At 49.1% G+C, this 12,830-nt stretch carries 12 protein-coding genes; 3 read left to right on the forward strand and 9 right to left on the reverse strand.

Features of this window, described 5'->3' with window-relative positions; translation table 11 throughout:
- Window position 1: 1 nt before the first annotated feature.
- Entirely contained in the window at window positions 2–703 is a 702-nt protein-coding gene (locus GLV81_RS04545; RefSeq protein WP_197428938.1) for a M15 family metallopeptidase, read from the reverse strand.
- 204 nt (window positions 704–907) lie between these two features.
- On the opposite strand from GLV81_RS04545, the gene GLV81_RS04550 reads away from it, so the two are divergent.
- A complete protein-coding gene (locus GLV81_RS04550) occupies window positions 908–1,357 on the forward strand; it encodes a septal ring lytic transglycosylase RlpA family protein (RefSeq protein ID WP_157477262.1) in 450 nt (149 codons plus the stop codon).
- A 151-nt stretch (window positions 1,358–1,508) separates the two neighbouring features.
- Entirely contained in the window at window positions 1,509–2,099 is a 591-nt protein-coding gene (locus GLV81_RS04555; protein WP_157477264.1) for a hypothetical protein, read from the forward strand.
- 441 nt (window positions 2,100–2,540) lie between these two features.
- Here the strand turns inward: GLV81_RS04555 and GLV81_RS04560 are convergent, their stop codons facing one another.
- From GLV81_RS04560 to GLV81_RS04585, 6 genes are all read right to left on the reverse strand, one after another.
- A complete protein-coding gene (locus tag GLV81_RS04560; protein ID WP_157477266.1) occupies window positions 2,541–4,922 on the reverse strand; it encodes a sodium-translocating pyrophosphatase in 2,382 nt (793 codons plus the stop codon).
- 203 nt (window positions 4,923–5,125) lie between these two features.
- Window positions 5,126–5,641 (reverse strand): DinB family protein, encoded by a 516-nt coding sequence (locus tag GLV81_RS04565; protein ID WP_157477268.1) that lies wholly within the window; start codon window positions 5,639–5,641, stop codon window positions 5,126–5,128.
- A 2-nt stretch (window positions 5,642–5,643) separates the two neighbouring features.
- Window positions 5,644–7,278 carry a S8 family serine peptidase gene (locus GLV81_RS04570; protein WP_246186363.1) on the reverse strand — a complete coding sequence of 545 codons (1,635 nt, stop codon included), beginning with the start codon at window positions 7,276–7,278 and terminating at the stop codon, window positions 5,644–5,646.
- Between the two features lie 194 nt (window positions 7,279–7,472).
- Window positions 7,473–9,002, reverse strand: coding sequence for an L-piperidine-6-carboxylate dehydrogenase (amaB, locus tag GLV81_RS04575; RefSeq protein ID WP_157477270.1), 1,530 nt, complete (start codon window positions 9,000–9,002; stop codon window positions 7,473–7,475).
- A 370-nt stretch (window positions 9,003–9,372) separates the two neighbouring features.
- Window positions 9,373–10,728, reverse strand: a complete 1,356-nt coding sequence (locus GLV81_RS04580) for a TonB-dependent receptor plug domain-containing protein (protein WP_157477271.1) — start codon at window positions 10,726–10,728, stop codon at window positions 9,373–9,375.
- The gene (locus GLV81_RS04585; RefSeq protein WP_157477272.1) at window positions 10,704–11,276 is read right to left on the reverse strand and encodes a TonB-dependent receptor; all 573 of its coding nucleotides are present in this window, start codon (window positions 11,274–11,276) and stop codon (window positions 10,704–10,706) included. The genes GLV81_RS04580 and GLV81_RS04585 overlap by 25 nt, the downstream gene beginning before the upstream one ends.
- Before the next feature lie 155 nt (window positions 11,277–11,431).
- Here GLV81_RS04585 and GLV81_RS04590 point away from each other — a divergent pair, with 155 nt between their 5' ends.
- Window positions 11,432–11,827 carry a c-type cytochrome gene (locus tag GLV81_RS04590; RefSeq protein ID WP_157477273.1) on the forward strand — a complete coding sequence of 132 codons (396 nt, stop codon included), beginning with the start codon at window positions 11,432–11,434 and terminating at the stop codon, window positions 11,825–11,827.
- Between the two features lie 160 nt (window positions 11,828–11,987).
- Here GLV81_RS04590 and panB read toward each other — a convergent pair whose 3' ends face one another.
- Complete coding sequence (gene panB, locus GLV81_RS19975; RefSeq protein ID WP_246186248.1) at window positions 11,988–12,494, reverse strand: 3-methyl-2-oxobutanoate hydroxymethyltransferase; 507 nt, start codon at window positions 12,492–12,494, stop codon at window positions 11,988–11,990.
- Window positions 12,418–12,804: a 3-methyl-2-oxobutanoate hydroxymethyltransferase gene (locus GLV81_RS19980; RefSeq protein WP_246186249.1), complete on the reverse strand. Its 387-nt coding sequence runs from the start codon at window positions 12,802–12,804 to the stop codon at window positions 12,418–12,420. The genes panB and GLV81_RS19980 overlap by 77 nt, the downstream gene beginning before the upstream one ends.
- Between the last annotated feature and the right edge of the window lie 26 nt (window positions 12,805–12,830).

A 12,830-nucleotide genomic window follows, 5' to 3' on the forward strand; every position in this document is an offset into this window, starting at 1 on the left:
ATTACTGTAGCTTCTTAAATGTGCTAAATGAAACATCCATCAACGGATACCGTTTGGGCTCGGGCAGGTAAAAATGCCACCATTCGGTGGGCAGGGCCACAAACCCGAAATGCTCCATCACTTGCTTCAGTGTAGCCCGGTTGGCCAATACCTCGGCTGGCAGTTGCTGGTAATTGTGGTGGGCTTTCTCGGTAAAATCATCAAAACCAGTAGGCATGGGCAGGGTGTCGCCTGTTGTTAAATTGTACAAACCCAGGTCCACAGCAATACCGCGGTTGTGGCCGCTGCCATTGGCCGGGTTGGCGGCATAGCGGTCATCGGGCACTATTTCCCACATTTTTAGCGTAGCGGCATAGGGGCGGTAGCCATCGTACACCAGCAGGCCCAGCCCGAGTTTGGCCAGTGAGTCGGCTACCATTTTAAGTGGTTCGGCAGCGGCTTTGCGCAAAAAAACGCCCGGCTCTTTGTACAATATCTGGCTGGTAAAGTTGTTGGTTGTGGTGTAGCGCTGGTCTGTTTTCAGGTGCTGAATAAACCCTTCCAATGAGACCATTTGCAATTGTGGATTGCTGTCGTATTGCAGTTTCAGTTGGTTTGCCCGCCATGTAAGGGGCAATTGATATGGGTTTCTGCGGGAAGAGCAGCCCGCAATACCCGCCAGCAGGCTAAAAAAAACGGCTCCGGCGACAAGCCAATTGGTCATTTTTCGTGTCATACTGACGGAAATTCTGTTAAAAATCCCCACATTCCAAGTCCAAACTTTCCCCAAGGGTTGTCTTTAAGGGGGTAATTGGTTTCCTTTGCAGCAACCTTTGGTATAGCTCATCACACCGAACCGGGTTACCAAGCGGCTCCGAGGGTATTAACCTCACACCCGCTTTTCAATCACCCAAACCCCATCCAACCAATGAAACAAACTTATTTATACCTGAAACTTTTTCTTCAAAGGGCATCGTTGCTGCTGGTAGCCTTACTGGTTAGCTCTGTACTGATGGCCACCAAGAATGAAAAGAAGGCCGCAGCTACCGAAAGGGAAGAGGCGAAAACCATCACAGGTACAGCCAGCTGGTACGGTCCTAAGTTTCACGGCCGTAAAACCGCTACCGGCGATCAGTACGACATGCATGGCATGACCTGCGCCAGCAACCGGTTTCCTTTGGGTACCTGGTTGCGGGTGACCAACATAAAAACTGGTAAAACCATCATCGTTCGGGTAAATGACCGGATGCATCCAAAAATGAAGCGCATCATCGACCTGAGCAAAGGCGCCGCCAAAGAACTCGGAATTCTGAGTGTCGGTGTGGCGCAGGTAAAAGTGGAAGACATGGGTAAAACCCTGCCTGCTTCTTTGCCTTAATCTATCGGTCAAAAATGTATTCAGAATGCCACCCTAACAGGTGGCATTTTTTTGTTGGCCTCCAACAACTTGCGGTCAACATTGTTATGGATAAAAATTTTATGGCTGATACTTCTCCAAGCCTACATTTGTTCCACATAAAATTCCCCTTATGAGAAAACTAAGCCTTTCATTGCTTGCATTGATGTTTGTATGCATGGCCAATGCGCAGCAAAAGGATAATGAGAAAAAACCGGCTACACTGGCCATCCACTTCGGATCTCAGGATTTTATTACGCCTCAGCGTATCAGAACCTCTTCATTACAAAATGTAATGGGCAACGAACGTTGGGCAAAGCTCAGAGAGCAAGCCCCTGCATTAGGCGTTTCTTATATGAAAGGCCTGAGCAACCACTTCGATGTGTCTGCCAACTATTTCCTTTCTTCTGTTGACTATCCGTTTCGTGATGTAACGCCTCGTTTTGGTACAGATTATTTGCTGCATCAATTGGATGCCAGTCTTCACCTGAAACTGCTTACTGACCGCCATACACTAGTACCTTACCTGAGTGCAGGTTTGGGTGCTTCAGCTTACAAGGGTGGCCGTTTCGATGCGTTCATTCCGGTAGGTGCAGGCCTTCAGCTCAAGTTGTCGAAGAGCAGCTTCCTGTTCAGCAATTTCCAGTATCGTATGCCGGTAACTGAACGTGGCAACTACCTTTTCTTGTCTAGCATTGGCGCTGCATTTGCATTCGATAAATAAGGAAAGTTGTTGTTGTCTGGTATGGCTGCAATGGCAAGATGCGTTTGCGCATAGCCAGCATTGCCAAAACAGAATAAGACTTTTCTTTTAGCAATAACTAATTCAATTCATTAAAGGTCCTTCTGCACAGAAGGGCCTTTTTTGTGCTTGGTCGTATTTGCAAGCAAATGCTTTGCACCCGGTACGGTAAGGGCAGCACAGTTTGCTACTTGGCTTTATAAGCCTGTAAAAGAAAAGCCCCGACGTGGACACGCCGGGACTTATGGAATGGTTTGATTAAGTAGTGGTCAAAGTATCAAAAAAATCTACATGCGAACATTCGGTATTAAAAATATTTTTCATGCAGATGGTTACTGAAAACGAAAGTCTTATGTCGTGTGAAAAACAAAGCGGGTTGTAGCCGAAGCCACAACCCGCTTTTATATTTAGCACAGCGAGAGCTTATTGCTTTTGCTTGATTTCAATCTTCAGGTTTTGTTCCCCTTCCTTCAGCAAACCTTTGTATTTGCTGAAAGTAGCAGAATCCTGTGCTACACCGTTGATGAGCAACTGACCGTTGGCTACTTCAATGGTGAAATTGCTGCTGTCGACCAAACCGTCAGCTTTAAGCGCTGATACGATGGGTGCTTCGGTTGCTTCGCCAGCAGTTTTTTCTACGGTTACTTCAATGGTTTCATGTTTGGCCGCACCATGTGCTTTGGCCGTACCATGTACCTGAGCCAGGGTTGGTGCAATCACCAGTGATACAATCGACATCAGCTTAATGAGGATGTTCATAGAAGGACCAGAAGTATCTTTAAAAGGATCACCTACAGTGTCACCAGTTACTGATGCCTTGTGCGGATCGCTTTTCTTGTAATAGATTTCTCCGTTGATTTCTACACCTTTTTCAAAGCTCTTCTTGGCATTGTCCCAAGCGCCACCGGCGTTGTTTTGGAACATACCCATGAGTACACCGCTAACGGTAGCACCAGCCAGGAAACCACCCAAAGCCTCGGGGCCCATGAGGAAACCGAGAATGATGGGAGACAGGATAGCTATAGCGCCTGGCATCATCATTTTCTTAATAGATGCTTCAGTAGAAATGGCAACGCACTTGTCGTACTCAGGCTTGCCCTTGCCTTCCATAATACCGGTGATAGTACGGAACTGGCGACGAACTTCTTCTACCATGGCCATGGCGGCTTCACCTACAGCACGAATGGCGAGTGAAGAGAAGATGAACGGAATCATACCACCAACAAACAAGCAAGCCAGTACATCGGCTTTGTAAATGTCGATGCCTTCGATGCCCGCCACACCTACGAAGGCGGCAAACAATGCGAGGGCAGTCAAAGCTGCAGAAGCAATGGCAAAACCTTTACCAGTTGCAGCGGTAGTATTACCTACTGCATCGAGGATGTCTGTCTTTTCACGTACTTCTTTGGGCCGTTCACTCATTTCTGCAATACCACCAGCGTTGTCGGCAATAGGACCGAAGGCGTCAATCGCCAACTGCATCGCTGTAGTGGCCATCATACCGGCAGCGGCAATAGCCACACCATACAAACCGGCACAGGCGTAAGAACCCCAGATACCGGCAGCCAGCACCAGAATAGGCAGCATGGTACTTTCCATACCTACAGCCAAACCGCCAATTACGTTGGTAGCGTGGCCGGTGGCACTTTGGCGAATGATGCTCATAACAGGGCGCTTACCCATAGCCGTAAAGTATTCGGTAATGATACTCATGAGTGTACCCACAGCCAAACCAACCATGATAGCACCCATTACACCATTGCGGGTAAATTCCAATCCGCGGAGTACCATGGTTTCTGGAAGCAACCAGTACACCAGCCCGGCAGAAGCAGCAGCGGTGAGGATGATAGAACCCCAGTTACCCATGTTGAGGGCTTTCTGCACAGTGTCTGTATTGAGGCCTGCATTGTCGCTGATGCGAACAAAGAAGGTGCCAATGATAGAGAAGATAATACCGATACCAGCAATAAGCATGGGCAGCAAAATGGGCGACAAACCACCGAAAGCATCAACCGAAGTGGTTTCCTGACCAAGTACCATGGTAGCCAACACGGTGGCTACGTAAGAACCGAACAGGTCAGCACCCATACCGGCTACGTCACCTACGTTATCACCTACGTTGTCGGCAATGGTGGCGGGGTTGCGGGGGTCATCTTCAGGAATACCGGCTTCTACCTTACCTACGAGGTCAGCACCTACGTCGGCAGCCTTGGTATAAATACCGCCGCCCACACGGGCAAACAACGCAATCGATTCCGCTCCGAGAGAAAAACCAGTGAGCACCTCGATGGTTCTCAGCATCTCCGGACCGGTAACCGCAGCATCGGCGGGTACAAAAATCATTTTCAAAACAATAAACAGGGCACCCAGACCGAGCACTGCCAAACCGGCAACACCCAAGCCCATAACAGCACCACCTGTAAATGATACATTGAGAGCTTTGCTCAAACTTGTTTGTGCAGCTTGTGCTGTACGAACGTTGGCTTTGGTGGCAATACGCATACCAATGTAACCGGCTGTAGCACTAAACACGGCACCAATCACAAACGCAATGGCGATAGACCAGTGGCTGTTTTCGTTGCTCATGCTCATTACGCCGAGCAAAATGGCTACCAGCACCACGAAATAGCCCAGTATTTTCCATTCAGCCTTCAAAAACGCCATGGCGCCTTCGGCAATGTATTTACTGATTTCCTGCATCCGTGGGTTGCCAGCGTCTTGCTTGCTTACCCATTTAAACTTGAGGAACGTGTACAGCAGGCCGACAATACCCATGGCCGGTACAGCGTGGATCAAATTCTCCATAATAGTAGTTGGTTAATGATTCAATTTTTGAAAAGGTGGGCAAAGATAGGGGTTGCCCCCCAAGGTTACGCCGAAGCCCCGGGTTGGAGCAAGAGTATATTTGGCCAATGTCCGGTCTGGGCAGGCCTTTTATCTGAAAAAGTAACAAATACAACCAGCTTTTGATGAAAACTGGTGGGTAAATGAACGAAGCGGCATAGCGATTAGCAGTAGCGTTCGCTATAAATACGCTGATGATGCCGTACATGCCCCACCATAATGAAGGCCAGGGCATTCACCGTAATAGGTTGACCAGATGCTACGCCCTTGTTGGACATTTGGGCTGGCGAAATGGATTGAAAAAGGGTGATGGTCAGCTGCCGCAATTGCAACAATTCTTCTGCTAAACCAGCAATGCTGCGGTGGGTAGCCGGTGCTTCATTGGCCCAGGCATTTTCATCGAAGCCGGGCAGGGGTTGCTGCTCACCACGGGCAATGGCCAGGGCACGGTAGGCAAATACCCTTTCTGTATCGGCCATGTGCTGCAACAGTTGGGCTACCGTCCATTTGCCAGGGGCATAAGCATAGTCTTTTTGTGTTTCCGGAATCTGGCGCAGCCATTGTTCCATTTCTGCCAATGAACCGCACAAAGTATCGAGAGCATCCGTTTCGTGGGCGGCACAGTAGCTTACATAGGTTTGGTAAAAAGGGGCGTAGTCGCCGGTTAGTGGTTGTGGCATGGCTATTGGTTTGAAGGGGTAACGGATTTGGGGTTGTGCTTGCTGTCGGTGAGTTGTGCTGCTAACTGCACAGCATTGTAAGCATTGACCACACCGCCTGTTTTGCAGGCTTCCCGCAGGGTAAGTGTTTCTTTCTTTTCGCCGCCGGGTTTGGGAAATACTTTGTCGCTATGGCGGGTATCCACCGATTGCTCAATCACCTGTTTTACTTCTACAGCCGTCAGCTGCGGAAAATAACTCCGCAAAATGGCGGCTATGCCACTCACCACCGGCGCAGCCATGCTGGTGCCCTGCAAAAATGCGTACTTGTTGCCTGTGGGTACTGTAGCATAAATTTTTACACCCGGTGCCATTACATCCACGGTTTGCCGGCCATAGTTGGTAAAGTCGGCAATGAGTCCGCCCTTGATGCTCATGTCGCTGCTGGCACCAACAGTAATAAAGTTGGGAGCGATGGTTCCATTGTTTAAAAACGGTGTAGGGTACTGAGGTACTGTATCGAGAAAAGCTGCATCATTTCCGGCTGCATGCACCAGCAATACATTTTTACTCGCCGCATAGGCAATGGCATCATCCACCCAATGTTTTTGCGGGCTCAGGCCTTTGCCAAAACTCATGTTGATGATGCTGGCACCCTGGTCTACCGCATAGCGAATGGCAAGGGCTACATCCTTATCGTGTTCATCGCCGTTGGGCACCACCCGTAGCGGCAATATGCGTACATTATCTGCAATGCCATCAATGCCAAGTCCGTTATTTCTTACGGCAGCAATAATACCTGCTACGTGAGTGCCATGCATAGCACTGCCGGCCATCACATCTGCATTGCCATAGTTGCGGCTTTGCCAGCTGTTTTCATCATCGCCGGTTATTTGCAACCGATAATTGGTAGCAGGTTGTTCTCTTAAATAAATGATGTCTTCTTTTTGCTGAATGAACTCCCGCATGCCTTCCATAAACTCCACATTGGTTTGGTCGGGCTCTACTTGTAAGAGTGTGTAAATGCGGAGTAAATTCAGTTTTGCTTTTCTGGCTTCTGCACTTTGCGGCACAAAACTTTCCAGTTCAATGGGGGTAAACTCATGTTTGTTCCACTGTGCTGCAATAATGGAATCGTACTGCAACATGGTGCGGCTGGTGGCATTCAATATTTTGAGTATGAAGCGATCTTCTTCGGTTACTGTTACTGCTTTTTGCACTTGCAACCACAATCGAAAATCTGCCCGGGCTTCGGGTGACAACAAGTTGCTGTCTATTTGCCGGTTGTCGAATTGTGGTGCCAATGCATGAAACAGACGTGCAGCTTCGGCCGATTCTTTTTCTACATTTTCGCCGTTGCGGTTACCCAAAAAATTCCAGCCCAGTGCATCGTCGGGGTAGCCGTTGTTATCATCATCAATACCATTTGCGTTATTGTCTTTGGTATTGCGCCAGAGTACAGGTTTCAGGTCTTCATGTGTCGTGTCGATGCCGCTGTCTATCACTGCCACCACAATGGGCTGACTCTTGCGGCCCTTGAGAAAATCGTAGGCTTTTTGCAGCGAAATGCCATAATACCCGTCTTGTTCTTCATCAAGCAGATGCCAGCCTTTTTGAATAGGCTGTTGGGCCATGGCCACCTGTGCCGTACTTAACACTGCTACCAAAAAGCAAACTATCCACCGTTGAAGCATACTACAAATTTGACAAGCAATGCCGCTTGCATCCTGTTAAAAATAGTGGGCAGCAATATAGGCGATATCTGCGGCCACATGAGAGAGGGGCGTTCCCATTTATACAAAAAGTGCTGCCCGGAGACAGCACTTTGATGAGGGGGTATAGAAAAAATAGCTTATCCCAAATTGAATTGGATGCCTTGCGCCAGTGGCAACTTGTTGGTGTAGTTGATGGTGTTGGTTTGGCGTCGCATGTAATTTTTCCAGGCGTCGCTGCCACTTTCGCGGCCGCCACCGGTTTCTTTTTCGCCACCAAAAGCCCCGCCAATTTCAGCACCGCTGGTACCAATGTTGACGTTAGCAATGCCGCAGTCGCTGCCGGCAGCACTCAAAAACTGCTCGGCTTCCCGCAGGTTCAGCGTCATGATGGCGCTGCTCAAACCCTGTGGCACATTGTTTTGCATGGCAATGGCTTCGTCAAGGGTGTCATATTTCATGATGTACAAAATCGGCGCAAAAGTTTCGGTTTGTACAATGGGCATATCGGGCGTTACCTCAGCAATGCAGGGCTTTACATAACAACCGCTTTCGTAGCCGGTGCCTTGCAGCACACCGCCTTCTACCAAAAACTTGCCACCCTGCTGTTTACAGGCTTCAATAGCATTCAGGTAGTTCTTTACGGCATCGGTATCAATCAACGGACCTACGTGGTTGTTGCTATCCAGCGGATCGCCAATGCTGAGTTGCGCATAAGCATTAGCCAGTTTTTTGCTGAATGTATCGTACACAGATTGATGAATGATAAGGCGACGGGTAGATGTACAACGCTGGCCGGCCGTACCTACGGCGCCAAACACACAACCAATCAGGCTCATATCCAGGTCGGCATCTTTGCTGATGATGATGGCATTGTTGCCACCCAGCTCCAACAGGCTACGGCCCATACGGCCAGCTACTGCTTTGCCTACTTCTTTACCCATGCGGGTGCTGCCGGTAGCACTAATCAGCGGCAGGCGATGGTCGTTGCTCATCCATTCGCCCACTTCGCGGCCACCGTTTACAATACAACTTACGCCTTCGGGTACGCCGTTCTTTGCAAATACATCTTGCACAATCAGCTGACAAGCTACTGAGCAAAGCGGTGCTTTTTCAGAAGCCTTCCAAATGCAGGTATCGCCGCAAACCCAAGCCAGCATGCTGTTCCAGCTCCATACGGCCACCGGAAAGTTGAAGGCACTGATGATGCCTACTACACCCAGCGGATGCCATTGCTCGTACATGCGGTGGCCGGGGCGTTCGCTATGCATGCTCAGGCCATACAGCTGGCGGCTGAGGCCAACGGCAAAATCGCAGATGTCAATCATTTCCTGCACTTCACCCAAGCCTTCCTGCAGGCTTTTGCCCATTTCATAACTCACCAGTTTGCCCAGTGCGTCTTTGTGCTGGCGGAGTGCTTCACCAATTTGGCGTACCACTTCGCCACGGCGGGGTGCGGGCCACTGGCGCCATTCTACAAAGGCTTCTTGTGCCTTTGCTACAACGGCTTCGTAGCCTTCTTTATCTGTGGCCGTTACCTGGCCAATGAGGCTGGCATCAACGGGAGAGTATGAATTAAGTTGGCTGCCAGTACTGCTGAGCCATTGGGCACCGGTAGAAGTGCCGGCATTGGTGGCCTCCAAACGGAGGGCCTGCAAAAAATCTTTCATGTTGTAAGCTGTCTTGTTAAGCAATCGATAGTCCCGCCCGATTGTGGCGGGAGCGGCGCAAAGGTCGGATTTTATCCGCAGGAAAAAGTCCGGAAGTCGGGAGACCGAAAGTCCGGAGTCCGGAGACCGGAACCGGGAGTTTTCTCCCCTCTTTGGAGGGGTGCCCTTTAGGGCGGGGTGGGTTTCTTCGCTCAAGTTGGTCGCGGACATACAAGGAACATCTTCGCCCATGTTGGTCGCTGACCAACATGGAAAATTCATGCCCACTGTTGTTGGTCAGGCGACCAACAAAAGCGAACATGGAACAACTGTCTTCATTGAAAAGTAACGATGAACTCATAGGCCGGGAGGCCTGAAGAGCACAGTTGTATTACCGGTTCCATTTCACCCCACCCATTAGCCAGCGGCGGGGCATCACAGAGCCCAGCAGGTCGCTGTAGCTCACATCGCCTACATTATCTGCCTGCACAAATACACTCAGGTGACTGCTGATGCGGCCATCTATTCGAACATTGGTAAGCCAGTAGTTGGGGGTAATGCTGGCATTGATGGCATTGGCTTTTTGTTCGCGGCGTTGCTTGTACAAACCATTCACCGCAATGGTGATGCGGTGGTATTGATACACGATGCCATAGTTGAACAAGAAACGTGCATGAGAGCTGATATAGAAACCAGGGGTAGCGCCATTGCTATTGCTGTTGAGCCACACCAGTCCGGCATTGCCCTGCAGCCAATGCTGCGGTTTCCATTGTTTGCGGTAGGTAATGTCTGTTTCAAAACCATTCGTTTGCACACTGGCAATGTTTTTAGCCAAGGCATAGGTACCCGTTGGTACAAGGTTTACCTGACGTGGCATTTGCGCATATGGTGTAGTTACAAAATCTATCAGGTTGCGTTGTTCGCGGCTAAACCATCCCGCTGCAATTTTGATGGATTCGGCCAGCCATACATCGGCGCCGACTTCGTAGCTCCAAGATGTTTCTGGTTTTAAATCGGGGTTGCCAATGCTGCCGCTGGCTACGAGGGTACGGTTGTAATTGTTGAAGCGTTCGGTAAAGTCAGCATCACGTATGGTTCGTCCAACACTGCCCCGCAATTGATAAAAACTCCGTTTGTAGGAGAGATTCAATTGGGGCAATAATTCTATGCCACTGCGTTGGTGAATGTCCAGTCGCAGTGCTGGTTCTGCCTGAATGTATTGACCTATTTGCTGATGCAAAACAGCGAATACACCTGTTTGCGAAACGCTGTGATTGCCGCGGTCGTTGCTCTTGATTTGCTTTTGCACAAATTGAAGTCCGGTAGTAATGCTGCTTTTTGCTGATAACTCAATATCTGCCACACTCAACGCTTGCCAAACCGATGAATTGTTTTGATTGGGCGTACTGCGTTTGTTGAAGCTGTAGCGATCGTCAGTGGTTTTGTAACCAGCATCCAGCCGCCATTTCAGGTGCTTTCCTGTATAGCCTGTTTGCAAATGATTCCATTGTGTTATCACCCGTTCACGGGCGGTGTCGCTGGCAAACGTGGTATAAAAATTTTGCGCTGCAAAGTCGCGGTAGTCGTACGCTACTCTTGCCGCTGTGTACCATTTTTCATTCCACTGGTGTCGGTACGATGCAGAGATGGTGCTGGCATCTAAAAAGCCTTTGGTGCCCCGCTGTTGCTGACCTGTTGCATGGTTGCTTTGTATACCTGCACTTACAATACCTTTTTTGTAGTGAATGTGCCGCCTGCACTAGCATTGAATAATCCATATTCACCTACGGCTATTTGTGCAGTAGTTCGTTGCTTACGTTGGTTGGCAAAACTTTTGGTGATGATGTGAATGACACCACCCACAGCTTCGGTGCCATAGATGGCAGAAGAGGCGCCTTTCAATACTTCGATGCGGTCTATTTCCGAAGGGGCAATAGGAATGTAGCTGCTGAAATGACCAGTCAGCGGGTCGTTCAACCGGATGCCATCGAGAATCACCAGCACTTGCTGAAAAGTGCCGCCCCGAATCACCAAATCGCTTTGGCTGCCCATGGGTCCACGGGCCTGCATTTCTACACCAGGAATGTAGCGCAGCAATTCATCGATAGAGTGCACGGGTAGTTGGTAAAATTGTTCGCCGCGGAGTACCACAATATTGCGACCAGTTTTGGAGGCCTGCAAAGGCGTGATGCTTGCGGTAACCGTCACCGGGTCGAGGCCTGTATCGGCGCTGTCCTGCGCCAACAATGATTGAGTCAACAGGATGCAAACGGTAAGCAGTGCGGAAATACGCATGTATCTTTCTTTGGTTGGGCGGCAAATATAGGTGGCCCGTAAAATGTGGGTTTGTCGAAGAAGGGAACAATACCGCTACACACTATGTTATATTGCACATAAACTTTTTTGACAGGCACCAACCATTAGTTTTGCCGCCGTCTAATTCATCTATCATGAAGAAACTTGTTGCTACAGGCATCCTGGTCATTTTGTGTACTGCAGCTTTTTTGCAAACCGGCAAACCTGCCAATTATGAAGCGGGCAAAAAAGTATATACGCAAGCCTGTATGCCCTGCCACATGGCCGATGGCAAAGGCATTAGCGGCATGAACCCGCCACTGATAAAAACCGAATGGGTACTGGGCGATAAAAAACGCCTCATCAATATTGTGCTCAAAGGCATTGAAGAGCCACTGACCATTGATGGTGAAGAATACGTGATACCCATGCCTGCTCAACCACAATTGACCAATCAGCAAATTGCAGATGTGCTCACCTACATACGCAACAGCTTTGGCAATAAAGCATCAGTGGTAACTGTGGCGGAGGTGAAGAAGGTGAGGGGCTAAACCCCTAACCCCCTAAAGGGGGCTTTGCAGTTCCAGAGGTAAAAACTGTAACCAACAATGATGCGTTTTGTTGCTGTGAAATCAATTACGATTCTTCAGCGTTCCCTCGTTCCTCAGCATGACGAAACGAAATCAGAAATCGTACATCAGACATCAGACATCAGTATGATTCTGCTTCACTCGGAAAATCTTTTGCTTTCACATCGGTCACATATTGCTGCACGGCACCGGTGATTTGTTCGTGCAGGTTGAGGTACTGCCGTAAAAAGCGGGGCTTAAATTCCGTATTGATGCCGAGCATATCATGCATTACCAGCACTTGACCATCGCAGTATACACCTGCCCCAATGCCAATGGTAGGAATGTGCAAACTTTCCGAAACTTCTTTAGCAAGGCTGGCAGGAATTTTTTCGAGCACAATGGCAAAGCACCCGGCTTCTTGCAGCAGCAATGCATCTTCCCGTAGTTTTTGTGCTTCAGCTTCTTCTTTGGCCCGTACCGTATAAGTGCCAAATTTGTAAATGCTTTGTGGTGTCAAACCCAAGTGGCCCATCACCGGTATGCCGGCATCCACCACTTTTTTGATGCTGTCAAGTATTTCTCTTCCTCCTTCCAGTTTCAAACTGTGGCCACCTGTTTCTTTCATGATGCGAATGGCAGATGCCACGGCTATATCGCTTGTTACTTTGATAAGTGCCAAAAGGCATATCAATCACCACCAAACTACGTTGCACACCACGCACTACACTTTGGGCATGGTATATCATTTGCTCAAGTGTAAGTGGCAATGTGGTTTCATGTCCGGCCATTACATTGCTGGCACTGTCGCCCACCAAAATCACATCAATACCTGCCTGATCAAACAACCGGGCAAACGAAAAATCGTAGGCCGTTATCATGGCAATTTTGCTGCCATCGGTTTTCATTTTCAGCAGGGTATTGGTCGTTATTTTTTTTACAGCAGAATAGGTGCTCATGCCAATGTGTTTTTTCGCCTTGGGCG

Origin of the sequence: Phnomibacter ginsenosidimutans (assembly GCF_009740285.1) — a bacterium.
Lineage (GTDB): Bacteria > Bacteroidota > Bacteroidia > Chitinophagales > Chitinophagaceae > Phnomibacter > Phnomibacter ginsenosidimutans.

What these genes read in the sequence shown, in the direction of transcription:
- GLV81_RS04550 (WP_157477262.1), top strand. Translation starts at nt 908, where the DNA reads ATGAAACAAACTTATTTATACCTGAAACTTTTTCTTCAAAGGGCATCG.
- GLV81_RS19980 (WP_246186249.1), bottom strand. Translation starts at nt 12,804, where the DNA reads ATGAGCACCTATTCTGCTGTAAAAAAAATAACGACCAATACCCTGCTG.
- GLV81_RS04590 (WP_157477273.1), top strand. Translation starts at nt 11,432, where the DNA reads ATGAAGAAACTTGTTGCTACAGGCATCCTGGTCATTTTGTGTACTGCA.
- GLV81_RS04555 (WP_157477264.1), top strand. Translation starts at nt 1,509, where the DNA reads ATGAGAAAACTAAGCCTTTCATTGCTTGCATTGATGTTTGTATGCATG.
- GLV81_RS04560 (WP_157477266.1), bottom strand. Translation starts at nt 4,922, where the DNA reads ATGGAGAATTTGATCCACGCTGTACCGGCCATGGGTATTGTCGGCCTG.
- GLV81_RS04565 (WP_157477268.1), bottom strand. Translation starts at nt 5,641, where the DNA reads ATGCCACAACCACTAACCGGCGACTACGCCCCTTTTTACCAAACCTAT.
- amaB (WP_157477270.1), bottom strand. Translation starts at nt 9,002, where the DNA reads ATGAAAGATTTTTTGCAGGCCCTCCGTTTGGAGGCCACCAATGCCGGC.
- GLV81_RS04585 (WP_157477272.1), bottom strand. Translation starts at nt 11,276, where the DNA reads ATGCGTATTTCCGCACTGCTTACCGTTTGCATCCTGTTGACTCAATCA.
- GLV81_RS04545 (WP_197428938.1), bottom strand. Translation starts at nt 703, where the DNA reads ATGACCAATTGGCTTGTCGCCGGAGCCGTTTTTTTTAGCCTGCTGGCG.